The 21,381-nt window shown below is 63.3% G+C and carries 24 protein-coding genes and 2 pseudogenes; 13 read left to right on the forward strand and 13 right to left on the reverse strand.

Features of this window, described 5'->3' with window-relative positions:
* Positions 1–56: 56 nt before the first annotated feature.
* The gene (locus PMM47T1_RS03150; RefSeq protein ID WP_008365702.1) at positions 57–320 is read right to left on the reverse strand and encodes a hypothetical protein; all 264 of its coding nucleotides are present in this window, start codon (positions 318–320) and stop codon (positions 57–59) included.
* A 258-nt stretch (positions 321–578) separates the two neighbouring features.
* On the opposite strand from PMM47T1_RS03150, the pseudogene PMM47T1_RS03155 reads away from it, so the two are divergent.
* The 5 genes and pseudogenes from PMM47T1_RS03155 to PMM47T1_RS03175 form a co-directional block, all read left to right on the forward strand.
* Positions 579–1,655: pseudogene (locus PMM47T1_RS03155) on the forward strand (phosphoethanolamine transferase); the annotation flags it as partial.
* 87 nt (positions 1,656–1,742) lie between these two features.
* Positions 1,743–2,399 carry a class I SAM-dependent methyltransferase gene (locus PMM47T1_RS03160; RefSeq protein WP_008365704.1) on the forward strand — a complete coding sequence of 219 codons (657 nt, stop codon included), beginning with the start codon at positions 1,743–1,745 and terminating at the stop codon, positions 2,397–2,399.
* Positions 2,400–2,481: 82 nt separating this feature from the next.
* A complete protein-coding gene (rnd, locus tag PMM47T1_RS03165) occupies positions 2,482–3,615 on the forward strand; it encodes a ribonuclease D (RefSeq protein ID WP_008365705.1) in 1,134 nt (377 codons plus the stop codon).
* Positions 3,612–3,905: a YcgL domain-containing protein gene (locus PMM47T1_RS03170; protein WP_008365707.1), complete on the forward strand. Its 294-nt coding sequence runs from the start codon at positions 3,612–3,614 to the stop codon at positions 3,903–3,905. The genes rnd and PMM47T1_RS03170 overlap by 4 nt, the downstream gene beginning before the upstream one ends.
* Positions 3,906–3,968: 63 nt before the next feature.
* Positions 3,969–4,901, forward strand: a complete 933-nt coding sequence (locus PMM47T1_RS03175) for a D-2-hydroxyacid dehydrogenase (RefSeq protein ID WP_008365710.1) — start codon at positions 3,969–3,971, stop codon at positions 4,899–4,901.
* A gap of 52 nt (positions 4,902–4,953) precedes the next feature.
* Here the strand turns inward: PMM47T1_RS03175 and PMM47T1_RS03180 are convergent, their stop codons facing one another.
* The gene (locus PMM47T1_RS03180; protein WP_008365712.1) at positions 4,954–5,547 is read right to left on the reverse strand and encodes a nitroreductase family protein; all 594 of its coding nucleotides are present in this window, start codon (positions 5,545–5,547) and stop codon (positions 4,954–4,956) included.
* A 150-nt stretch (positions 5,548–5,697) separates the two neighbouring features.
* Here PMM47T1_RS03180 and PMM47T1_RS03185 point away from each other — a divergent pair, with 150 nt between their 5' ends.
* Positions 5,698–6,147 carry a YcgN family cysteine cluster protein gene (locus tag PMM47T1_RS03185; RefSeq protein WP_008365713.1) on the forward strand — a complete coding sequence of 150 codons (450 nt, stop codon included), beginning with the start codon at positions 5,698–5,700 and terminating at the stop codon, positions 6,145–6,147.
* Positions 6,148–6,263: 116 nt separating this feature from the next.
* Here PMM47T1_RS03185 and PMM47T1_RS03190 read toward each other — a convergent pair whose 3' ends face one another.
* The 4 genes from PMM47T1_RS03190 to PMM47T1_RS03205 all read right to left on the reverse strand — a co-directional run bounded on the left by PMM47T1_RS03190 (position 6,264) and on the right by PMM47T1_RS03205 (position 8,398).
* Positions 6,264–6,638 carry a YgaP family membrane protein gene (locus PMM47T1_RS03190; RefSeq protein ID WP_008365715.1) on the reverse strand — a complete coding sequence of 125 codons (375 nt, stop codon included), beginning with the start codon at positions 6,636–6,638 and terminating at the stop codon, positions 6,264–6,266.
* A 64-nt stretch (positions 6,639–6,702) separates the two neighbouring features.
* Positions 6,703–7,173, reverse strand: a complete 471-nt coding sequence (locus PMM47T1_RS03195; protein ID WP_008365716.1) for an RNA methyltransferase — start codon at positions 7,171–7,173, stop codon at positions 6,703–6,705.
* A 6-nt stretch (positions 7,174–7,179) separates the two neighbouring features.
* Entirely contained in the window at positions 7,180–7,545 is a 366-nt protein-coding gene (locus PMM47T1_RS03200) for a YajD family HNH nuclease (RefSeq protein ID WP_008365718.1), read from the reverse strand.
* 166 nt (positions 7,546–7,711) lie between these two features.
* Complete coding sequence (locus tag PMM47T1_RS03205) at positions 7,712–8,398, reverse strand: spermidine synthase (protein ID WP_008365720.1); 687 nt, start codon at positions 8,396–8,398, stop codon at positions 7,712–7,714.
* Positions 8,399–8,476: 78 nt separating this feature from the next.
* On the opposite strand from PMM47T1_RS03205, the gene PMM47T1_RS03210 reads away from it, so the two are divergent.
* Positions 8,477–8,749, forward strand: coding sequence for a hypothetical protein (locus tag PMM47T1_RS03210; RefSeq protein ID WP_008365722.1), 273 nt, complete (start codon positions 8,477–8,479; stop codon positions 8,747–8,749).
* A 27-nt stretch (positions 8,750–8,776) separates the two neighbouring features.
* Here PMM47T1_RS03210 and PMM47T1_RS03215 read toward each other — a convergent pair whose 3' ends face one another.
* Together PMM47T1_RS03215 and PMM47T1_RS03220 are read right to left on the reverse strand one after the other, a co-directional pair.
* Positions 8,777–9,250, reverse strand: coding sequence for a cyclic nucleotide-binding domain-containing protein (locus tag PMM47T1_RS03215; protein WP_008365725.1), 474 nt, complete (start codon positions 9,248–9,250; stop codon positions 8,777–8,779).
* A gap of 116 nt (positions 9,251–9,366) precedes the next feature.
* Positions 9,367–11,421, reverse strand: coding sequence for a S9 family peptidase (locus PMM47T1_RS03220; protein WP_008365726.1), 2,055 nt, complete (start codon positions 11,419–11,421; stop codon positions 9,367–9,369).
* Positions 11,422–11,541: 120 nt separating this feature from the next.
* Here PMM47T1_RS03220 and PMM47T1_RS03225 point away from each other — a divergent pair, with 120 nt between their 5' ends.
* From PMM47T1_RS03225 to PMM47T1_RS03235, 3 genes are read left to right on the forward strand one after another with little or no spacing between them, the layout of a single operon-like run.
* Positions 11,542–12,051 carry a hypothetical protein gene (locus PMM47T1_RS03225; RefSeq protein WP_008365728.1) on the forward strand — a complete coding sequence of 170 codons (510 nt, stop codon included), beginning with the start codon at positions 11,542–11,544 and terminating at the stop codon, positions 12,049–12,051.
* 31 nt (positions 12,052–12,082) lie between these two features.
* The gene (locus PMM47T1_RS03230) at positions 12,083–12,859 is read left to right on the forward strand and encodes a class II glutamine amidotransferase (RefSeq protein ID WP_008365729.1); all 777 of its coding nucleotides are present in this window, start codon (positions 12,083–12,085) and stop codon (positions 12,857–12,859) included.
* A 12-nt stretch (positions 12,860–12,871) separates the two neighbouring features.
* Complete coding sequence (locus PMM47T1_RS03235) at positions 12,872–13,399, forward strand: DUF2937 family protein (protein ID WP_008365731.1); 528 nt, start codon at positions 12,872–12,874, stop codon at positions 13,397–13,399.
* A gap of 77 nt (positions 13,400–13,476) precedes the next feature.
* Here PMM47T1_RS03235 and PMM47T1_RS03240 read toward each other — a convergent pair whose 3' ends face one another.
* The 3 genes from PMM47T1_RS03240 to PMM47T1_RS03250 form a co-directional block, all read right to left on the reverse strand.
* A complete protein-coding gene (locus PMM47T1_RS03240; RefSeq protein ID WP_008365733.1) occupies positions 13,477–14,655 on the reverse strand; it encodes a vWA domain-containing protein in 1,179 nt (392 codons plus the stop codon).
* Between the two features lie 10 nt (positions 14,656–14,665).
* Positions 14,666–15,511: an AAA family ATPase gene (locus tag PMM47T1_RS03245; RefSeq protein ID WP_008365735.1), complete on the reverse strand. Its 846-nt coding sequence runs from the start codon at positions 15,509–15,511 to the stop codon at positions 14,666–14,668.
* A gap of 107 nt (positions 15,512–15,618) precedes the next feature.
* A complete protein-coding gene (locus PMM47T1_RS03250; protein ID WP_008365737.1) occupies positions 15,619–16,695 on the reverse strand; it encodes a DUF748 domain-containing protein in 1,077 nt (358 codons plus the stop codon).
* Between the two features lie 124 nt (positions 16,696–16,819).
* On the opposite strand from PMM47T1_RS03250, the gene cysK reads away from it, so the two are divergent.
* On the forward strand, positions 16,820–17,794 hold the full coding sequence (gene cysK / locus PMM47T1_RS03255; protein WP_008365739.1) for a cysteine synthase A: 975 nt from the start codon (positions 16,820–16,822) through the stop codon (positions 17,792–17,794).
* Positions 17,795–18,016: 222 nt separating this feature from the next.
* Positions 18,017–18,955, forward strand: a complete 939-nt coding sequence (locus PMM47T1_RS03260; RefSeq protein ID WP_008365740.1) for an aspartyl/asparaginyl beta-hydroxylase domain-containing protein — start codon at positions 18,017–18,019, stop codon at positions 18,953–18,955.
* A gap of 39 nt (positions 18,956–18,994) precedes the next feature.
* Here PMM47T1_RS03260 and PMM47T1_RS03265 read toward each other — a convergent pair whose 3' ends face one another.
* Complete coding sequence (locus PMM47T1_RS03265; RefSeq protein WP_081492610.1) at positions 18,995–19,462, reverse strand: GlcG/HbpS family heme-binding protein; 468 nt, start codon at positions 19,460–19,462, stop codon at positions 18,995–18,997.
* A 477-nt stretch (positions 19,463–19,939) separates the two neighbouring features.
* Here PMM47T1_RS03265 and PMM47T1_RS03270 point away from each other — a divergent pair.
* A pseudogene (locus tag PMM47T1_RS03270) lies at positions 19,940–20,362 on the forward strand (EamA family transporter); the annotation flags it as partial.
* A gap of 29 nt (positions 20,363–20,391) precedes the next feature.
* Here the strand turns inward: PMM47T1_RS03270 and PMM47T1_RS03275 are convergent.
* The gene (locus PMM47T1_RS03275) at positions 20,392–21,294 is read right to left on the reverse strand and encodes a helix-turn-helix domain-containing protein (RefSeq protein ID WP_008365745.1); all 903 of its coding nucleotides are present in this window, start codon (positions 21,292–21,294) and stop codon (positions 20,392–20,394) included.
* Positions 21,295–21,381 lie beyond the last annotated feature (87 nt).

A 21,381-nucleotide genomic window follows, 5' to 3' on the forward strand; every position in this document is an offset into this window, starting at 1 on the left:
GCCCCGCGCGCGAGCATTGATCGCACGCGGGGATTCAACGCGCCGCCAGGGGCTGGTCAGGCGTCGAAGTCTTTCCCCGCCCCCTTGCTTCCCGGGTATTCCAACTGCTGCACGATCCGGTCCTTGGCCAGCAGGCGTTTTTCCTTGAGTTTCTTCACCTCCTCGTCTGCCGCGGCGGCGGATTCGGCCTTCAGCACGTCTGCATCGATGGCGTCGTAGTCGTTCAGCAGCTTGCTGAGCCTGTCATCGCTTTTCCTGCGTTTTTCGACCTCTTCGCGAGTAAGTTTCAAGTCCTCGAACAGATTGTGTTTGACCGGCATTCTCGTCACCTCTGCTGGATGTGTGGGCCTAGGTTGAGACTATTGAGGATAGCCCCGATTCCTCGGTTCGACCGTGCGGGTACTGTTTGTGTTTCAACGAAGCTACAACGCCATTGTTTTCACGAAATATTGATGACGATCTGCTTAAAGTGCACAGCCTGTGGCGTATCAGCCCTGCGTTTTGGCAGTGATGCGCGTTTCCTTACCTGGCGGGGCCCCATGGTTGATGCACGGCAGGTTTATTCCAAGGCAGCTCGCACGCTAGGGTTCGTTGCCTTGCTGTTGGCCGCCTGCCTGCCGCCGTTCGCTGCCGCGACTCAAAGCCCGCCAGCAGGCGCGGATGCGCACAAGGGTGCCGCCTGGAGCAGCCATTCGCGCACCTCGCTCACCGTGCTGGTGGTGGGGGAGAGTGCCAGGGCGCAAAGTCTCGGCATTCTGGGCTATGAGCGCGACACCACCCCGCAACTCAAGAAGCAGGACGGCCTGATTGCCTTCAGTGACGTACTCTCCTGCGGCACGCAAACGGCCGTATCGTTGCCGTGCATGTTTTCCAGCAAGGCGCGCAAGGACTTTGCCGACGGCCCCCAGCAAGGGCTGCTGGATATGATTCACCGCGCCGGCGTGCAAGTGCTGTGGTGGGACAACCAGGCGGGCTGCGCCGGTGCCTGCGACGCGGCGACGGTGCGCGACCTCAGCCACCTGAGCGAGCCGAACCTGTGCGCGGCCGGTCAGTGCCAGGATGAAATCCTGCTGCAAGGGCTGCAGCCATTCATCGACCACTTGCGTCAGGACACCGTGTTGGTGCTGCACCTGCGCGGCAGCGCCGGGCCGGATTATTACCGGCGTTACCCCAAGGCCTACGAGCATTTCACCCCGGTGTGCCACAACCAGGCGCTGGACCAGTGCAGCCACGTAAGCCTGGTCAACGCCTACGACAACAGCCTGGTGTACACCGACCATGTGCTGTCGACACTGATTGACCTGCTGCGCGCCAACCAGGCGCAGGTCGACACCGCCATGCTGTACATGTCCGACCACGGCGAGTCGCTGGGCGAGTACAACCAGTTCCTGCATGGCGCGCCCTGGCCGCTGGCGCCCGATCAGCAAAAACACGTGCCGCTGCTGGCGTGGTTTTCGGAGGGCTACAAACGTACGTTCTCGGTGGACACCCATTGCCTGCAGCAAGAGCGCAACCGGCCATTGAGCCAGGACTACCTGTTTCATTCCATGCTGGGCCTGCTGCAGCTGGATACCGGCGCGTATGACCCGCAGCTGGACCTGTTTGCCGGCTGCCGTGCGCCTGCCATGGAGGGCGCGTGGGTCAGTGGTTCATGACGTTTTTTTCACAATGGGTTGACCGGACTTTAACTGCACTACGGTTAACCTCACCCCCTAATTTGCCCCTTCGGGAAGCCGCGCCTCATGCCCCTGCCACCGTCATCATCTGCTGAGCGCGAGCTGTCGCAAGCCCCTGCCGGGCCGCTGTGCGACAGCCTGGGCGCGCGCCTGGCCTATTGGCGCGAGGCCCAACTGGTGCGTCACTCCCTGCACTCGGCCGGCGAGCCCGGCCTGGTGCTGGACCTGCCCTGCGGCGCGGGGCGTTTCTGGCCGGTGCTGGCCGAGCGCGCCAACCGGGTCATCCTGGCCGCCGACCGCGACGCCGAGCGGCTGGGCCAGGCCATGGGTGGCTTTGCCCCGGCATTGGCGGCACGGGTAACGCCGCTGGAAGCCTGGGTGGACGCCATTACCCTGGGCAGCAACGCCGTAGACTGCATTTTCTGCATGCGCCTGTTCCACCGGGTGGCCGACAGCGAGCAGCGCCTGGGCATTCTGCGTGAATTTCACCGGGTCAGCCGCGACACGGTGATTATTTCCCTGTGGGTTGACGGTAACTATCGCGCCTGGCGCCGACGCCGTACCGAGCAGCGGCGCCCGGGCAAGGACCGGCAAAACCGCTTCGTGGTGGCACGCACGCAGATCGAGGGCGAGTTTCGCCAGGCAGGTTTCGAGATCGTCGACCATCATGATCTGGTACCCGGCTACGCCATGTGGCGAACGTACGTGCTGCGCAAGGGTTGATAAGCCGCGCTCTTGTCGATGGAATGCCCAGTAAATGTCGGGGTCGATATATACTGCGCGCCATTCTTCAGGGGAGAGCCTTGTGGCCATCGAAATTCACTGGATTCGCGACGACGAAAGTCTGGCTCGGCATTGCGCCGAGTGGCAGCGTCTGCCGTACGTTGCACTCGACACCGAGTTCATGCGGGTCGACACCTTTTACCCGATAGCCGGCTTGATCCAGATCGGCGATGGCGCGTGCGCGTGGCTGATCGACCCCTTGAGCATCAAGCAGTGGCAACCACTGGCCCGGTTGCTGGAAGACCCGGGCGTGATCAAGGTGGTGCACGCGTGCAGCGAAGACCTGGAAGTGCTGGTGCGCCTGACCGGTAGCCTGCCTGCGCCGTTGTTCGACACGCAACTGGCGGCGGCGTACCTGAACCTGGGCTTCTCCATGGGCTATTCGCGCCTGGTGCAGGCGGTGCTCGACATCGAACTGCCCAAGGGCGAGACTCGCTCCGACTGGCTGCAACGGCCGCTTTCCGACACCCAGATCAGCTACGCCGCCGAAGACGCGGTGCACCTGGCCGAGGTCTATGAAAAGCTGCGCCCGCAACTGTCGGACGAGCGGTACACCTGGGTGCTGGAAGACGGTGCCGAACTGGTGGCCCAGCTGCGCCGTGAGGTAGACCCCTACGAGCTGTACCGTGACGCCAAGCTGGCCTGGAAGCTGTCGCGCCAGCAGTTGGGCGTACTGCGCGAGCTGTGTGCCTGGCGTGAGCGTGAAGCCCGGGCCCGCGACCTGCCGCGCAACCGCATTGTGCGTGAGCATTCGCTGTGGCCGCTGGCCCGCACCCAGCCGGACAATCTGGCGGCACTGGCCAAGATCGAAGACATGCACCCGCGCACCGTGCGCCAGGACGGCGAGTTGCTGCTCAACCTGATCAAGGACGCCGGCAGCATCGCCCCCGAGCAATGGCCACAGGCATTGCCCGAGCCGTTGCCGATCGAAGCCTCCGGCATCCTCAAGCAGCTGCGCGCCATTGGCCAGGCCGAAGGCGAGCGCCTGGGCATTGCGCCCGAGGTCATGCTGCGCAAGAAAACCCTGGAAGCGCTGCTCAAGAGCGGCTACCCCAACGGCCCCTATCAATTGCCCGACACACTGCGCGGCTGGCGTCGCGAGCTTATGGGCCCGGCCCTGCTCCAGGCCCTGGCCAGCGCAGGAGAGACACCATGAAACGCATTTGCTCCATCTACAAAAGCCCGCGCAAGAACGAGATGTACCTGTACGTGCTCAAGAGCGACGCCCTGGCGCGCGTTCCCGAAGGCCTGCTGACCGTGTTCGGCAAGCCTTTGCACGCCTTTGACCTGGTGCTGAGCCCCGAGCGCGCCCTGGCGCGCGAGGACATCACCCAGGTGCTGGCCAACCTGGAGAGCCAGGGTTACCACTTGCAGATGCCGCCGCCCGAAGAGGAATACATCGAGCACCTGCCCGAAGAGCTGTTGCGCCGCAACGATCCGATCTGACCGTCACACCCGGCAGTCGCGCAGTGTGTAGGCGCAGGCGGGGTTCTCAAGGGTTTTTCAAGCATGCGTGTTCTGATCGCAGAACAGGATTACGCCCTTTACGCACAGTTATTGCGTGAAGCGGCGCCGGAGGTGGATGTTCTCACCAGTGGCGACTCCGCCGAGCTGTCGAAATTGGCGGCGGACTGCCCTGTGTGGCTGGGCCAGCCCGACCTGCTGGCCACCCTGCTGCGCCAGGGGCACACGCCGCAGTGGTTGCAGTCAACCTGGGCGGGCATTACCCCGCTGCTGGCCAGCGGCCTGCCACGTGACTACCGCCTGACCCGTGCCGTGGGCATTTTTGGCCAGGTAATGGCTGAATACATACTGACCTACATGCTGGGGCACGAACGCGAAGTGCTGGCGCGGCTGGTCAGCCAGGTAGAGCGCAAGTGGGACAACCGTCCGGGGCGCAGCCTGGAAGGCCGGCGGGTGCTGATTGTGGGCACCGGCGACATTGGTCAGCGCGTGGCCGACTTCCTGCTGCCGTTTGGCGTGACGCTGTACGGCATTGCCAGCAGCCCGCGCCAGCAGGCGCCTTTTGTCGAGGTGCTGGGCATGGACGCATTGGCCGACAAGGTGGGCCAAGTGGATTATGTGATCAACCTGCTGCCGGACACCCCGGCCACCCAGGATATCTACCACGCTGCGTTGTTTGCCCGTTTCAACCCGGACGCGTTGTTCATCAACGCCGGACGAGGTGTGGCGGTGGTGGATGCGGACCTGGTGGAGGCCCTGAAACTGGGGCATCTGGCGGGGGCGGTGATTGACGTCTGCCGTCAGGAGCCGCTGCCACAGCGCCACCCGTTCTGGACTGCCTGGGGCCTGTTGCTGACCGGCCACAGCTCGGCACCTACGTCGCCGCAGGCAATGGTGCGTTTGTTCGTGGAAAATCTGGCGGCCTACATTGGCAAGCAGCCACTGCGCGGCGAAGTGGACTTCACCCGCGGCTACTGACGCAGCCGCAACCTGTAGCCGCAGCCTACGGCAGCGGCTACAGGCAAGGGTGTTACAGCGTGAAATCACCCTCGGCGGCCAGCTCGCTCAGCGGGCGGCGTGGGCTTGGCACTTCGCGTGCCTGCAGGTGCTCGGCCAGGCTGGCCTTGTCGCCCAGCTTGCCGATGGCAATGGCGGCGTGCAGCTCGTAGCCTTGCGGCACCTTCAGTTCCTTGCGGGTCAGTTCCTTGTCGAAACCGGCCATGCCGTGGGTGTGCCAGCCGCTCAGGCTCGCCTGCAATGCCAGGTGGCCCCAGGCGGAACCCGTGTCGAAGGTGTGCCACAGCGCCGGGGTTTCCTCGGTGGCGCCAGGGGCGGTGAAGGTGGTCTTGGAGATAATGATCACCAACGCCGAGGCGTGTTGCGCCCAGCTGCGGTTGAATTCGTTCAGCAGGCCCAGGTAGCGTTCCCAGTTCGGCGTGCCACGGCGCGCATACAGAAAACGCCAAGGCTGCGAGTTGTACGCAGACGGCGCCCAGCGTGCGGCTTCCAGGAAGCTGAGCAGGGTTTCTTCAGAGATGTTCTCGTCGCTGAAGGCGCGCGGCGACCAGCGGTTGATGAACTGTTCGTGGATGCCGAGCTCGGCAATACGGGGGTTGGCACTCATGGACGCTTCCTGTGAACTGTGCGGAAAACAGCAAAACTACTGCGCGCAGGCCCCGGCTGACAAGTGAAGTGTTGACCGGATGTCGCACGCACTTGGCCTCGCGCTCGCGCAGCACTAGACTGGCGGCCTTCGAAACAGGACACCCGCCCCATGCCCGCACCCCTCGATCGCTTCTGGCTCACCAAGCCTCTGGACCAGTTGAACCCTGTGGAATGGGAATCGCTGTGCGACGGCTGCGGGCTGTGCTGCCTGCAAAAGCTCGAGGACGAGGAAGACAACAGCGTCTATTACACGCGCATCGCCTGTCAGCTGCTGGACCTCAAGACCTGCCAGTGCACCGACTACCCCAACCGCAAGGCCAAGGTGCCGGACTGCATCCAACTGACGCCTGGCCAGGCTGACGAGTTCAAATGGCTGCCGCCCACCTGTGGCTACCGGCTGGTCAGCGAAGGCAAGGACTTGCCCAACTGGCACCATCTGGTCAGCGGCGACCGCAAGAAAGTGCACAAGAAGCACATTTCCCAGTCGGGGCGCATGATCAGCGAAAAGGATGTGGACGAGGACGATTGGGAAGACTACCTGATTTTTCGCGCAGGCTGATCAGTCACGCAGCCTGCGGGAGCGGGCCGTGTCTGCGAAAGCCATACCGCGGATTGCCATGAATACCGCATAGGGGCCTTCGCGGGCACGGCCCGCTCCTACAGGGTAATGAGGCGTCAGGCCTTTGGAGCGTTCAGGTCATCGTTGCCGGTGATGGTCACGGTCTTGGTCGCCTTCAGGGCATTTTCCTGCAACTTGCTCAACTCTTCCCCGGCGCGCTCGATCTTGGCGCGCATGCCGTCGAACTCCTGGCGGCTGTGCTCGATCAGCGCCTTGGTGGCGCTATGGCCCGTCAACCCACGGGCCAGGGCCACGCCGCCGATGGCGACCTGGATCAGCCCGAACAACCCGCCGCGGCGTACGCCTTTGCCCACCATCACGATGCCGGTGGCCACCGAGCCTGCGCGTTCCCAGCCGTGCACGTTGTGCTCGGTGGATGACGAGCGGCGGGCGATGGTGTCGAAGACTTCCAGGTGCTGGTTGTCACTCATGATGGTTCTCCTGATGGGCGCTGTTGAGTAGCAGACCGGCAATGTCCGCCACTGTTCCGTCGGTTTACTTGAATTTTGGCCCCGAGCGCGTATTCAGGCCCTTGGCCATGCGGTCATAAAGCACCACGTTCACCGTGGCCGCCAGGTTCATGCAGCCTTCGGTGGGGATGTAGATGGTGTCTTCGCACCAGTCGCGCACGCTCTGGTCGAGCGAGCCGTCTTCGGGCCCGAAGATGTAGATGGCGCGGTCGGGGTGAGTGTACTCGGGCAGTGAGCGGGCACCTTCCACCAGCTCCACGGCCACGGGCGTGCAGCCCAGCGGGATGATCTTTTGCAGGTCATCGATGCCAATCAGCGGGATGTCGTAGTGAATACGCTTGGTGTCAGTCACGAAGTCCCGCGCGCGCTCATAGCGCTTGCCGGTGTAGAACACCGAATTCACGCCGTAGCAGCCGGCGGCTCGCATGACCGAGCCAACGTTTTCCGGGGACTTGGGGTTGAACAGACCGATGCAGCTGTAACGCTTGTTGGCCACGCCGGATCAGTCCTTTTTCAACATGCCGGCCAACGCCGCGAAGGGGTTGTGGGTAGCCTTGGCAATGGTGGGGCTGCTCAGCGAACCCTCACCGAAGTACTGCTGGTCGGTGTAGCGGGCGTGTTCGTTGTCGTGGCAATACAGGCACAGCAGTTCCCAGTTGGAGCCGTCCTGGGGGTTGTTGTCGTGGTTGTGGTCACGGTGGTGCACGGTCAGCTCGCTCAGGCGCTTGCCAGCGAACTCGCGGGCGCAACGGCCGCACACGTGCGGGTACATTTTCAGAGCCTTGTCGCGGTAGCCGCTTTCGCGTTCGCGCTGGGCGTCGGCCAGGATGCGATCGAGCTTGGCGGTATGCGGAGTGGACGAACTCATGGGTTCACCTCGGGAATAATGACGGTCAGCCCTCATTCTACCGCGAAAAACACCACAACGTAGCAGCTGCCGCCCCACCTGTGGGCGCTGGCTTGCCAGCGAGCTGTCGAGGCCCGAAAAGCTCGCTGGCAAGCCAACTCCCACAAAAACAGTTGCCGCTACGGGCTCAAGCCTTTAGCTTCTCGCAGATCCAGATGGTGTGGCGGGTGCCCTTGTTGCCGTGGGCGAATACTTGCACTTCCTCGGCCTTGAAGCCGGCCTTGCGCAGGCGCTCGTTGAACTGGCGGTCGGCGCTTGCAGACCACACGGCCAGCACACCCTTGGGCCGCAGGGCACGGGCGCACGCGGCCAGGCCGCCGCTGGAGTAGAGCCAGGAGTTGGATTTCTGGGTCAGGCCTTCGGGGCCGTTGTCGACGTCGAGCATGATCGCGTCAAAGCCCTGGGGCTCGTTCTGCAGTACCTTGGCCACGTCTTCCTGCACGATCAGGGTGCGCGGGTCCAGCACCGGCATGCCGGCTTTCTCGCCCAGCGGGCCGTGGTTCCATTCCACCACCCCAGGCACCAGTTCGGCCACCACCACCTGGGCGGTCTTGCCCAGGTGCTTGAGCGCGGACGCCAGGGTGAAGCCCATGCCCAGGCCGCCAATCAGTACCCGCGAGTTCGGCCGGCCGGCCACCTTGCGGCAGGGGATTTCGGCCAGGGCGTCTTCGGAGCCGTGCATGCGCGTGTTCATCAGTTGGCCGCCGTCGCCGCCCTGGATCTTGATGACGAAATCCTCGCCGTACTCGAACAGGCATAAGGCACCGCCGTTGTCAGGGATCGGTGTGGTGTCCAGCAGTACAAAACGTTTCATTGGGATCTCGCAGGGGGAGGGGACAGCGGGCGCGGCAGGGAGTAGCCTTGGGAGACTGACCTGGCTGCGGAGCCGCCGATGAAGTCGCTTATTGTATCGGGCATTGCCCTGCTTGCGCTTGGCATTACCACGGCGCAGGCCGCAGACCTGCAAGGCAACGTGGTGCCGGCCAGTACCGGCGCGCCGGGCACGCCTACGCCCACCCCTTACCCGCAGGTGAGCACGGCCATTGTGCCCAAGGCGGGCGGGGTAGACGGCAGCTCGCCGTTGCTGCCGCCCATCAAGGTACCGGGGCCGCCCAAGGACGAGCCATTGCCGGCGCTGGAATCGCCCAACAAACCCCCCATGTAGCCGCTGCCGCCAGGCTGCTGCTACACGTCAGGGGTGTTGGGATAGCAGCTGGCCGTCGACCATGCGCAACCGCCGCGACATGGAAACCGCCAGCGAGCGAATGATCTTGGCGGCAATCTTCGGGGCATCGTTGAGCATCTTGTCCAGCGAGTCCTTGCCCAGGTTCAGCAGCACGCAATCGCCGGCCGCCACGCAGGTGGCCGAGCGCCGCTCGCCGTCGAGCACGGCCATTTCGCCGAAGGCGCGGCCCTTGCGCAGGCTGGCCACTTCCACCAGGCGGTCGTCGTTGCCGGTCTTCTGCACGCTCACCGAGCCGCGGTGGATGATGCACATGAACGTGCCGGCATCCCCCTCGTGGAATATCTCTTCACCCTGCTTGATGCTGGTGATGATGAAATAGCCCGCCGCAGCGATGAAGTCCGCCGCCAGCAATTGGTTGAACAACCCGCAGTCCATGAGCATGTCGCGGATTTCGTTATTCAGGTAGGTCGGATCTGGCATGGCATCACGGTCTTGTTATACGCACGGTTCCCGACCTTGAGTGTAGGCGTCGGTAACCGGCGAGTGTGTGAAATCAACAGTGCCACTAAGACATCATCAAAAAGCAAAGTTCCCGCTTACGCCAGCCCCAGCACCTTGAACACGAAGCCGTACTCCAGCGCCACGTCACGCAGGCCCTGGTAGCGGCCGCTCATGCCGCCGTGGCCGGCGCCCAGTTCGGTCTTGAGCAGCAGCAGGTGATCATCGGTCTTGCGTTCGCGCAGGCGCGCTACCCATTTGGCCGCTTCCCAGTACTGCACGCGGCTGTCGTTGTAGCCGGCCACCACCAGCAGCGCCGGGTAGGCCTGGGCGCTGACGTTCTCGTAGGGCGCGTAGCCCTTGATGCGCTCGTACACCTGCGGGTCATCCGGGTTGCCCCATTCATCGTATTCGGTGACGGTCAGCGGCAGGTCCGGGTCGAGCATGGTGTTGAGCACGTCGACGAACGGTACTTCGGCGATGGCTGCCTTGAACAGGTCCGGGCGCTGGTTGAGCACCGCGCCAATCAGTAGGCCGCCGGCGCTGCCGCCGCTGATGGCCAGTTGGTCGCTGGTGGTCAGGCCTTGGGCAATCAGGTGTTCGGCGCAGGCGATAAAGTCACTGAAGGTGTTGCCCTTGTGCTCCTGCTTGCCCGCGCGGTACCAGGCTTCGCCCAGCTCGCCGCCGCCGCGCACGTGGGCAATGGCAAAGGCCACGCCGCGCTCCAGAAGGCTGAGCCGCGCATGCGAGAACCAAGGGTCCAGGCTTTCGCCGTAGGCGCCGTAGCCATACAGGTACAGCGGCGTGGGCTGGCCCAGGGCATCGCGTTTCACCACCAGGCTGATGGGCACCTGGGTGCCGTCGGCCGCGGTGGCCCACAGGCGCTGGCTGACATAGTCATCGGCGTTGAACGGGCCCAGCACCGGCGTTTCCTTAAGCACCGCCTGGGTGCCGTCGGCCAGGTTCAACTGCCGCACCTGGGCGGGGCGGTTCAGGGCCTCGTAGCGCAGGCGCAGGCGGGCGCTGACGAACTCCAGGCTGTCGGACACATGAAGGCTGTAGGCCGCGTCCGGCAGTTGCACGCGGTACGCGGCCAGGCCCTGGGGGTGCACTTCGATGATCGGCAGGCCGCCTTCGCGCAGGCTCAGGGTGAAGGCGCAGGCGTTGAGGGTCACGCCTTCAAGCATCACATCGTCGCGATGGGCGATCAGTGGTTGCCAGCGTTCGCGGGTCGGCACCTGGCCGTCGTCGGCGGCCTGCAGCAACGCGAAGTTGATGCCGTGCTGGTTGGTGCGGATGAACCAGGTCCACTGTCCGTTCAGCTGGCCGTGGTCGGCGTAGTACTCGTGGTCTTCCACCCGGGGCGCCAGGCACTGGAAGTCCTGATCCGGGTGGTTGGCGTCCAGCACCCAGGCTTCGCTGGTGGTCTTGCTGTTCAGCAGCAGGATCAACTGGCGCTCGGAGCTGGACCGGTAGCAATGCAGGAAGAACCGCCCGTCGCCTTCCTCGAACACCAGCTCGGCGGCGTTGCTGCCCAGGCGGTGGCGGTACAGCCTGTGCGGGCGGTGAGTGTCGTCCAGTTCGCCGAAGAACAGGGTCTGGCTGTCGTTGGCCCAGGTCATGCTGCCGTCGCAGTCGTCGAACGGCAGCTCGCTGATGCTACCGCTGGTCAGGTCTTTCACGTACAGGCGATAAATTTCGTCGCCGCTGGTATCCAGGCTGTAGGCCAGCAGGCGATGGTCGGGGCTGATGTTGAACGCACCCAGGGACAGGAAGCCGCCCGCGGCCAGCTCGTTGGGGTCAAGCAACAGTTCTTCCCGGGCCTCATCCACCGTGGGGCTGTCATCGGCCGGCCGCGGGCAGCGATAGTGACGGGCGTACTCGTCGCCTGCGGTGGTGCGGGTGTAGTACAGGTACGGGCCCCAGGGCGAAGCCAGGGACAGGTCGGTTTCGCGGATGCGGCCCTTGATCTCTTCGAACAGCTGTTCACGCAGCTCGGCCTGGTCGGCCAGTTGCGCCTGCTGATAGGCGTTTTCGGCTTTCAGGTGGTCGAGCACCTCGTCGCTGTCGCGTTCCTGCAGCCAGGCGTAGGGGTCGGCACCGTCGGCCTTGCGGGCGATCGGGGCGCGTGGGGCAGTGGCTGATAGGGGCATGGGCGGCTCACTCGGCAAATGAAATTTGGCGGCGCCCGGCGGCCATTTGGCATGGGGGGCGCCTGCACGGCGAAAAGTCGTTATCATAAGCGCCTATTTGCCTGCCTTGCCACGGACACCATGACCGAGAACGACTATTTCCTCGCCTGGGGTATTTACGCCTTCGCCGCCTTCGGTTGCCTGATGGTGTGGATGCGCCTGACCACCTGGATCTGGCGCTGGTTGCGCCAGCCGCTGCGCCTGGTGATGGCGGTGGTGCTGTTCACCCCCACCATCGTGGACCCGGGCAAGAGCATGTTTGCCCCTGCGGTGGCCATGACCGCCCTGGACATTCTGTTCAAGGATGCCGGTCATGCCCTGCCGGCCATGTCGGACCTGGCCATGTACAGCCTGGTGGCCCTGGTGGTGTACCTGGTGTATGCCCTGGTCCGCTGGCCTATCGAGCGCAGTAGCCGCGCGCGGCGTGCCGAGCAGGCCGCTCGCGATGAAGCCCAGGCCAGGGCCGACGCCCAGCGTCGCGACGAGCCGGACGAGCCGTTCGGTGCCGGCGACCGCTACGGTCGCACGCCGCCAGCCCCGCCGGCCTCGCCCAGCCCTGCCGGGCGCATGCGGGTAGAACCACGCCTGTAATTGTTCAACCGCACTGTTCTAGAGAGCCGCCATGTGTGAATTGCTGGGCATGAGTGCCAACGTGCCGACCGACATTGTCTTCAGCTTCACCGGGCTGATGCAGCGCGGCGGCCGCACCGGCCCGCACCGTGACGGCTGGGGTATCGCCTTCTACGAAGGCCGCGGCCTGCGCCTGTTCCAGGACCCGGCGGCAAGCAGTGAGTCGCAGGTGGCCGAGCTGGTGCAGCGGTACCCGATCAAGAGCGAAGTGGTCATCGGCCACATCCGCCAGGCCAACGTCGGCAAGGTCTGCCTGTCCAATACCCACCCGTTCGTGCGCGAGCTGTGGGGGCGCAACTGGTGTTTCGCCCACAATGGCCAGCTAGCCGATTTCGGCCCGGCGGCCACCTTCTACCGCCCGGTGGGCGATACCGACAGCGAAGCGGCCTTCTGCGATTTGCTGAACCGGGTGCGCGAAGCCTTTCCCGAGCCGGTAGACATCGAGCACGTGCTGCCCACCCTGGTAGAGGCCTGTGCCCACTACCGCGCCAAAGGGGTGTTCAACTGCCTGCTCAGCGACGGCGACTGGCTGTTCTGCTTCTGCTCGACCAAACTGGCACATATCACCCGACGCGCGCCGTTCGGCCCGGCTCGGCTCAAGGACGTGGACGTGACCGTCGACTTCCAGGCCGAGACCACCCCCAACGACGTAGTGTCGGTGATTGCCACCGAGCCGCTGACCGAAAACGAAACCTGGAACCGCTACCTGCCCGGCCAGTGGGCCTTGTGGCGCCGTGGCGAATGCGTGCTCCAGGGCACCACAGACTAGGAACCCCCTTACATGCTGCGAAGTTACCTGCGACTGGTGTTGTTCGCTGTCGGATTGTTGCTGGGCGTCCAGGTGCCCGGGCTGATCAATGATTACGCTCATCGCGTGGAAGCCCACCTGATGGAAGCGCAGAACAGCCTGCGCGGCTTCCAGGACAGCGCCGACAAGTTCTTCAACGGCGACCTGCAGGCGTTGGTGGCGCATTACCGTGAAAGCAGCGACCCGGTGTTCCAGAATGATGGCCAGAGCGTCAGCGCCCTGATCACTCGCCACCAGGCATTGGACAACGAGTGGATGGCCCTGCAAGGCCCCTGGTGGGTCCGCGATTGGCATGTGCTGAGCGCCGCCGACCCGCAGATCAGCCAGGAAACCCTCAATGGCTATACCTACCAGGTGCTGCTGGTGCCTGAAGCCATCGGCTGGGGCGTCGCCGTGGCGTTCATTCTGGCGTTGGTGCTGGAATGCCTGATCATGCTGCCAGCGTGGACCCTGTATGGCGTGCGCAAGTACAAGGGTGAAGTGCCCGAGCACTGGCGCTAGTGTCATTGAGGCTAATGTTGCAACATCTGTGGGAGCGGGCTCTGCCCGCTCCCACAGAGGGTGGTGTGCGGTAGGATTTACTTGCTGAGCAAGCGCATCCCTTCTTCCAGTCCGCGCAGCGTCAGCGGGTACATCTTATCCTCGATCAACTCCCGCACAATATTGGTCGACGCGGTATACCCCCAGGTGTCCTTGGGATAAGGGTTTATCCAGATCAGCTTCTTGTACTTTTCCATGAAGCGCTGCATCCATACGTAGCCCGCTTCTTCGTTCCAGTGCTCGACGCTGCCACCCGGCTGGGTAATTTCATACGGCGCCATGGCTGCGTCGCCCACAAATATCACCTTCCAGTCCGCGCCATACTTGTGCAAAAGGTCCTGGGTGGAGGTGCGCTCGGAGGTGCGGCGCATGTTGTTCTTCCACACCGACTCGTACACGAAGTTGTGGAAGTAGAAGTACTCCAGGTGCTTGAACTCGCTCTTGCAGGCCGAGAACAGTTCCTCGCAGATCTTCACGTGGGCGTCCATGGAACCGCCGATGTCGAACAACAGCAGCAGCTTGACGGTGTTGCGCCGCTCGGGGCGCATCTGGATGTTCAGCAGCCCGGCGTCGCGGGCCGTGTGGTCGATGGTACCGTCGATGTCCAGTTCGTCGGCCGCGCCCTGGCGGGCAAACTTGCGCAGGCGGCGCAGGGCCACCTTGATGTTGCGCGTGCCCAGTTCCACTTGGTCATCCAGGTTCTTGTACTCGCGCTGGTCCCACACCTTCACGGCCTTGCCCTGGCGCTTGCCGGCATCGCCCACGCGAATGCCTTCGGGGTTGAAACCGCCCGAGCCAAACGGGCTGGTACCGCCGGTGCCGATCCACTTGTTGCCGCCGGCATGGCGTTCCTTCTGTTCTTCCAGGCGCTTCTTGAATGCCTCGATCAGCTTGTCCAGGCCGCCCAGGGACTGGATCTGCGCTCGCTCCTCGTCGCTCAGGCTGCGCTCGAATTCCTTGCGCAGCCAGTCCTCGGGGATCAGCGCCTGCAAGTGATCGTCGAGCTTTTCCAGGCCGTTGAAGTAGGCCGAGAAGGCCCGGTCGAATTTGTCGAAATGGCGCTCGTCCTTGACCAGGATGGCGCGCGACAAATAGTAGAATTCGTCCATGTCGGCGAACGTCACCCGGGCTTGCAGGGCGTTGATCAGGTCCAGCAGTTCGCGCACCGAGACGGGCACCTTGGCGGCGCGCATCTCGTTGAAGAGGTTGAGCAGCATGGCAGGCCCCTCAGCGGTTACCGCGACGGCTCATGAAGGCCAGGCGCTCAAGCAACTGCACGTCCTGTTCATTCTTCACCAGGGCACCGGCCAGGGGCGGGATGGCCTTGGTGGGGTCGCGCTCGCGCAGTACCGCTTCGCCGATGTTGTCGGCCATCAGCAGTTTGAGCCAGTCCACGAGTTCGGAGGTGGACGGTTTTTTCTTCAGGCCCGGAACCTTGCGCACGTCGAAGAACACGTCCAGCGCTTCGCTCACCAGGTCTTTCTTGATGGTGGGGTAGTGCACGTCCACGATCTTCTGCAGGGTGGTGCGGTCGGGGAAGGCGATGTAGTGGAAGAAGCAGCGGCGCAGGAAAGCGTCGGGCAGCTCTTTTTCGTTATTGGAGGTAATGATGATGATTGGCCGTTGCTTGGCCTTGATGGTCTCGTCGATTTCGTAGACGTAGAACTCCATCTTGTCGAGTTCCTGCAACAGGTCGTTGGGGAACTCTATGTCGGCCTTGTCGATTTCATCGATCAGCAGAATCACCCGCTCCTCGGACTCGAAGGCTTCCCACAACTTGCCTTTCTTCAGGTAGTTGCGCACGTCGTGCACCTTGTCCACGCCCAATTGCGAGTCACGCAGGCGGCTAACCGCATCGTACTCGTACAGCCCTTGATGGGCCTTGGTGGTGGACTTGATGTGCCAGGTAATCAGGCGTGCGCCGAAGGACTCGGCCAGTTGCTCGGCAAGCATGGTCTTGCCGGTACCCGGCTCGCCCTTCACCAACAGGGGGCGCTGCAGGGTGATGGCCGCGTTCACCGCCAGTTTCAGGTCGTCTGTGGCGACGTATGCCGCGGTGCCTTCGAACTTCATGTCTGCTTACCCTCGATCTGAGCGATTTGTTATGACTGCGACTATAACGCGGGCTCCGGTCGAATGTGAACGCAGCACCACCATTCAGTCGCTGAATGAACACGGCATTAGCCTTCCTTGGGAGCAGACTGCTCGTACTTGGCGTTGAACGCCTGCACGAAACCGTTGCGCAGGATTTCCCAGAAGGCCTCCAGCGCGCTGATGTCCTGCCGGTGCACGCTGCCGCTCAGGTCTACGCGGGTGGCGAACTGGTTTTTATTGTGGTTCTTGAGCACGGCCTGGGTGCCACCGACGATGGCTTCCCACACCGAACGGAAAAAGCCCTTGTCTTTGTTTTCCACGTCTTGCTGCCAGTTGAACACTTCCACGTTGTGCAGCAGTGGCTTGATGTACCCGGTGAGCTGGCCCTTCACCGCCTGGGCCTCGATGACCACGTCGCCGGTGCCGGCATTGAAGTCGAACTTGCCGTAGGCGCTGGAAAAATCGTTGACCTTGCGCAGCTCTATGCCGGTGGTGCGCAGGCGGAACTGGAAGTCTTCGAAGTTGCTGAATGGGTCGAAGGTGGCGCTGGCCTCCAGCGGCGCCTGGCCGAACAACTGGGCATGGCCTTCGAAGCGGGCGTCACGCTTGCCCTGCTTGTCCTCGACGTTGGTCAGGTTGAAGACGCTGGCGTTGATCTGGTTGGCGGAGAGTTTCACCGGTGGCTTGGAGCTGAAGTTGCGGAAGGTGATGGTGCCGTTGTCGATGCGCACCTCGTCGAGGGTGATAGGCAGCAGCTTGTTCATCTGCGCGCGCCAGTCGGTGCCGGCACCGGTCTGCGAGGCCTGCTTGTTGGTGCCGCCGTCGACGAAGTTGAGCTGCGGCGTGACGAATTCCACCTTGGCCACCACGGCATGGTCGTACCACAGCGAATGCCAGCTTACCGACAGGTCAATCAGCGGTGCGATCAGCAGCGGCACAGGTACCTTGCCGTCGACCTTGACGATCTCCAGGCCATTGATCTTGTAGGCGCCGCGCCACAGCGCCAGGTCCACATCGGCGATGTGCCCGCGGTAGGCGCCCATGTCCGCCAGCTTGTCGTTGAGGTAATTGCGCACCACATAGGGCAGGGCGATGTGCAGCGCAATCAGCAGCAGCACGATGACTGCCAGGGCGCCGATGGGCCAACTGTAGCGACGTTTCATGATGCGAATGTCCGAGACCGTATACAGGCATTGACCTGCGGCCACCGGATCCGTTCGCACTGGACTCGTCAGGCCACCGGGCTTACCCTTGAATTTTTACGCTGGTGCATAAGGACCCTCTGCCATGAGCCGTATCTTCGCTGACAACGCGCATTCCATCGGCAATACACCGCTGGTGCAGATCAACCGCATCGCCCCGCGCGGCGTGACCGTGCTGGCCAAGATCGAAGGGCGCAACCCCGGCTATTCGGTCAAGTGCCGCATCGGTGCCAACATGATCTGGGACGCTGAAAGCAGCGGCAAGCTCAAGCCCGGCATGACCATCATCGAGCCCACTTCGGGCAATACGGGCATTGGCCTGGCCTTCGTGGCGGCTGCCCGTGGCTACAAGTTGATGCTGACCATGCCGGCGTCCATGAGCATCGAACGGCGCAAGGTGCTCAAGGCCTTGGGCGCCGAATTGGTGCTGACCGAGCCGGCCAAGGGCATGAAGGGCGCCATCGAAAAAGCCGAAGAGCTGGCTGCGGCCAACCCCGACACCTACTTCATGCCCCAGCAGTTCAGCAACCCGGCCAACCCGGCGATTCACGAGAAAACCACCGGCCCGGAAATCTGGAACGACACCGACGGCGCGGTTGACGTGCTGGTGGCCGGCGTGGGCACCGGCGGCACCATTACCGGTATTTCGCGCTACATCAAGCATACCCAGGGCAAGTCGATCGTGTCGGTGGCCGTGGAGCCCATCGGCTCGCCGGTAATCACCCAGGCGTTGGCCGGTGAAGAAATCAAGCCCAGCCCACACAAGATCCAGGGCATTGGTGCCGGTTTCGTGCCGAAGAACCTCGACCTGTCGCTGGTGGACCGGGTGGAGCTGGTCAGCGATGACGAGGCCAAGGCCATGGCCCTGCGCCTGATGCAGGAAGAAGGGATCCTGTGCGGCATTTCCTGCGGTGCGGCGATGGCAGCTGCCGTGCGCCTGGCCGAGAAGCCGGAAATGCAGGGCAAGACCATCGTCGTCATCCTGCCGGACTCGGGCGAGCGCTACCTGTCGAGCATGCTGTTCGCCGACCTGTTCACCGAGGCCGAGAATCAGCAGTAACCTCTCTGCCGAGTCAGAATGGGGGAGCGGGCTCTGCCCGCGAACAGGCCATCGCAGTGTTCCTTTCGCGGGCAGAGCCCGCTCCCACAGTTGTTTCAGGTCTTTGACTTGGCGCAATGCCAGGCCTTGGCGTCCGCGCAATAATGAATGTCGTCCGGAATGGCTGTTTAGGCAGCGTTCCAGGGTTTATCATGGCGGACTGCCCATTCCAGGAGTTGTTGCATGACCCTTTCACTCGCCGTCAAGGTTGCTGTGCTGATGCTGTTTGTCTGCAGCATCCTCTACGTGCATCTGCGCGGTAAGGCGCGCCTGCCGGTGCTGCGTCAGTTCGTCAACCACTCCGCGTTCTTCGCGCCGTACAACGCGCTGATGTACCTGTTCTCCGCCGTGCCGTCCAAACCTTACCTGGACCGCAGCAAGTTTCCCGAGCTGGACCTGCTGAAAGACAACTGGGAAACCATCCGCGAAGAGGCCATGCACCTGTTCGACGAGGGCTACATTCGTGCTGCCGAGAAGAACAACGACGCCGGTTTCGGTTCGTTCTTCAAGAAGGGCTGGAAGCGTTTCTACCTCAAATGGTATGACCAGCCGCTGCCGTCGGCCGTGGCCCTGTGCCCCAAGACTGTGGAACTGGTAAGCCGCATTCCCAACGTCAAGGGCGCCATGTTCGCGCTGTTGCCCGGCGGCAGCCACCTGAACCCGCATCGCGATCCGTTTGCCGGTTCCCTGCGCTACCACCTGGGCCTGTCCACGCCCAACTCCGACGCCTGCCGCATCTTTGTCGATGGGCAGGAATATGCCTGGCGCGACGGTGAAGACGTAATGTTCGACGAGACCTACGTGCACTGGGTCAAGAACGAAACCGACTTCACCCGCGTCATCTTGTTCTGCGACGTCGAGCGTCCGCTCAGCAGCCGCTTGATGGGCCGCGTCAACCGCAGCGTCAGCGCTTTCCTGGGGCGTGCCACCGCGCCACAGAACGTCGACGACGAGCGCGTGGGCGGCATCAACCAGGCCTATGCCTGGAGCAAGCGCTTCAGCGACGGCATCGCCGGCAAGGTGAAGAAGTTCAAGCGCGCCAACCCCAAGGCCTACCGCGTGATGCGGCCAGTGCTGGCGGTGGTGGTCCTGACCGCCCTGGGCTACTGGCTGTTCGGCTAAGCCCTGCGCCCCGGCCGTTCGGCCGGGGCCTGTGCTGCATCAGCCCAGCACGGCAACGCCGGCACGGGCGATCTGAGCATCAAACTCCGACTTCACCCCCGACACACCCACCGCGCCAATCACCTGGCCGTCGTGGATGATCGGCACCGCGCCTTCCAGGCAGGTCATGATCTCCACCGACAGGAACGAGTTACGGCCGTTGTTGACCAGCTCCTCGTAATACTTCGATTCGCGGCCGCTGATGGCCGAGGTGCGCGCCTTGGCGGGCGCCAGGTGAGCCGTGCTGGCCGACGCGCCATCCAGGCGTTCCAGCGCCAGCAGGTGGCCGCCGTCGTCGACGATGGCGATGGTCACGGCCCAGTGGTTCTGCAGCGCCTCGGCGCGGGCAGCAGCCATGATGCGGGTGGTTTCGGTGTGGCCCAGTACGGCTTTGTGCGCATCGGTCAGTCCTTTTTGTATGAGAAGCGGTGCGCCTATCTTCACATGGGGCAGGATGCTTTGTCCCATGGGCGGTGACTGATCAGTTTGACGCCAATGGCCCAGGCTAGAGCCATTGCCTTTGAGGGGCACACCCATCCCCGCCTGTTTGAAGAGTTGCAGCAAGCCCCGACCTTCGAGCTCCGTGCTTGCGGCATGACACCGCCGAAGGTCCTGCGGACCTTTTCGCAGCCTGACGGGGGTTGCGTGCACAAGCGACCAATGGTTATAGTCGAGCCTCACGAAAATTCTCCGAGCTTCTCATGCCCGATGCCCGCTTCCTCGCCAGCAACACCCGCACAGCTCACGCTGTCGGCGTGCCGCGCGCGGACCAGCAGCCAGTCATGATCAGCCACTATTCCCCTCCTGTCGTTCAGACGCCGGTGTGCGCAACCGTTGCGCCCCCTCCTGGCGTGGTCTCTGCGGTCTGAAGCACCGCATCTACACACACTGAACCCGGCTTTTTGCCGCGCTGGCCTTGATTGGCCCGAATGACAGGTGCATCACATGTTTACCTTTTCCAAAGACTCCGTGGCCTCGGCGGCCTCTACCGTGCTGTTCGTATTGCTGTGGAGCAGTGGCGCCATCTTTTCCAAATGGGGCCTTGCCCACGCCTCGGCCTTTGCCTTCCTGCTGTGCCGATTTGCCATCGCCCTGGTAGCCCTGCTGGTATTGATCCCTTTGCTCAAGCTGCGCCTGCCCACCACCGGCAAGGGCCTGGGCTATGCCATAGCCACCGGGCTGGTGCTGTTGGGCGCCTACCAGATCTTCTACATCCTGGCGCTGAGCCTGAAAGTAACCCCGGGGGTGATGGCCACGGTGATGGGCGTGCAACCGATCCTCACGGCGGTGCTGGTGGAACGTCGTCACTCGTTGACGCGGTTGTTCGGCCTGTGCCTGGGGCTTGCGGGGCTGGTGCTGGTGGTGTTCCTAAATCGGCTTCCAGCCCCCACAAAAAATCAGTATTTGCGTTTCAGGGTTTCGCTGGGCAGTTCGTCAAACAGCGCCCGGTAGCTGCTGGAAAACCGCCCCAGGTGCCAGAACGACCAATGCATCGCCACCTCGGCCACTGTGGTGGTGTTGCCCCGTGCCTTGAGCAGTTCGCGATGGGCATTGTTCAGGCGCTTGAGCCGCAGCCACAGGGCGGGCGCCATGCCGGTGTAGGCCTTGAACGCCTGTTGCAGCTGGCGCAGGGACACTTCGGCAACGCTGGCCAGTTCCACCAGGTTCAGGGTTTCGTCCGGCACATCGGCGGCCCATTCGAACACCCGCTTCATGATTCGCCGCTCGCCGGCGCGCCGTTGCAGGGCGCAGCCGTCCAGGCCAGGGGAAGCGTTGTCGAGGATGAACAGGCAGTCGTCCAGCAACTGCGCGGTCAAGGCCTCGCGGTCGGGGGCAAGGTCTGCCTGGGCCAGGCGCGTCAGCGTGCTGCTCAACCAACGCGTGAACAGGGTATTCTGCCCGCCACTGAGCGGGGCCATGAACAGGCCTTCCAGCCGAGCGCTGTCCAGGCCGTGCTCGCGAACGAACTGCGGGCCGAACACCACGGCCACTTCGCGGTAGTTTTCCGGGGTGATCCAGATGTTGCGGCTCTCGCCATTGAGCAGGTACAGCGACTGCTCGCTCAGGTCGAAACAGAACGCCAGCGAGCCCTTGGGCGCGTTGAAATGCTGCTCGACGCGGGTGTTCATGCCTTCTTCGTAAATCTCCACGCCGTGCAGGTCCAGGTAGCGGATCTGCCCGCGAAAGTGCCCCGGGGACATTTGCTGATAGTCCTGCACCCACCCAGGGGTTACCTGGATTTGCTCGGCGAAACTGCCGGTGCTGAAGGCCTGGACGTTAAGCGGGTTGGGCTCTGTCATGCGGTAACCTGGCGCACCATGTTGGTGCATTTAGGCGTGCGTAAAGTGGATAGATGGTTATAAGCTGCATGCGCAAGATATAAGGGA

Source organism: Pseudomonas sp. M47T1 (genome assembly GCF_000263855.1).
GTDB lineage: Bacteria > Pseudomonadota > Gammaproteobacteria > Pseudomonadales > Pseudomonadaceae > Aquipseudomonas.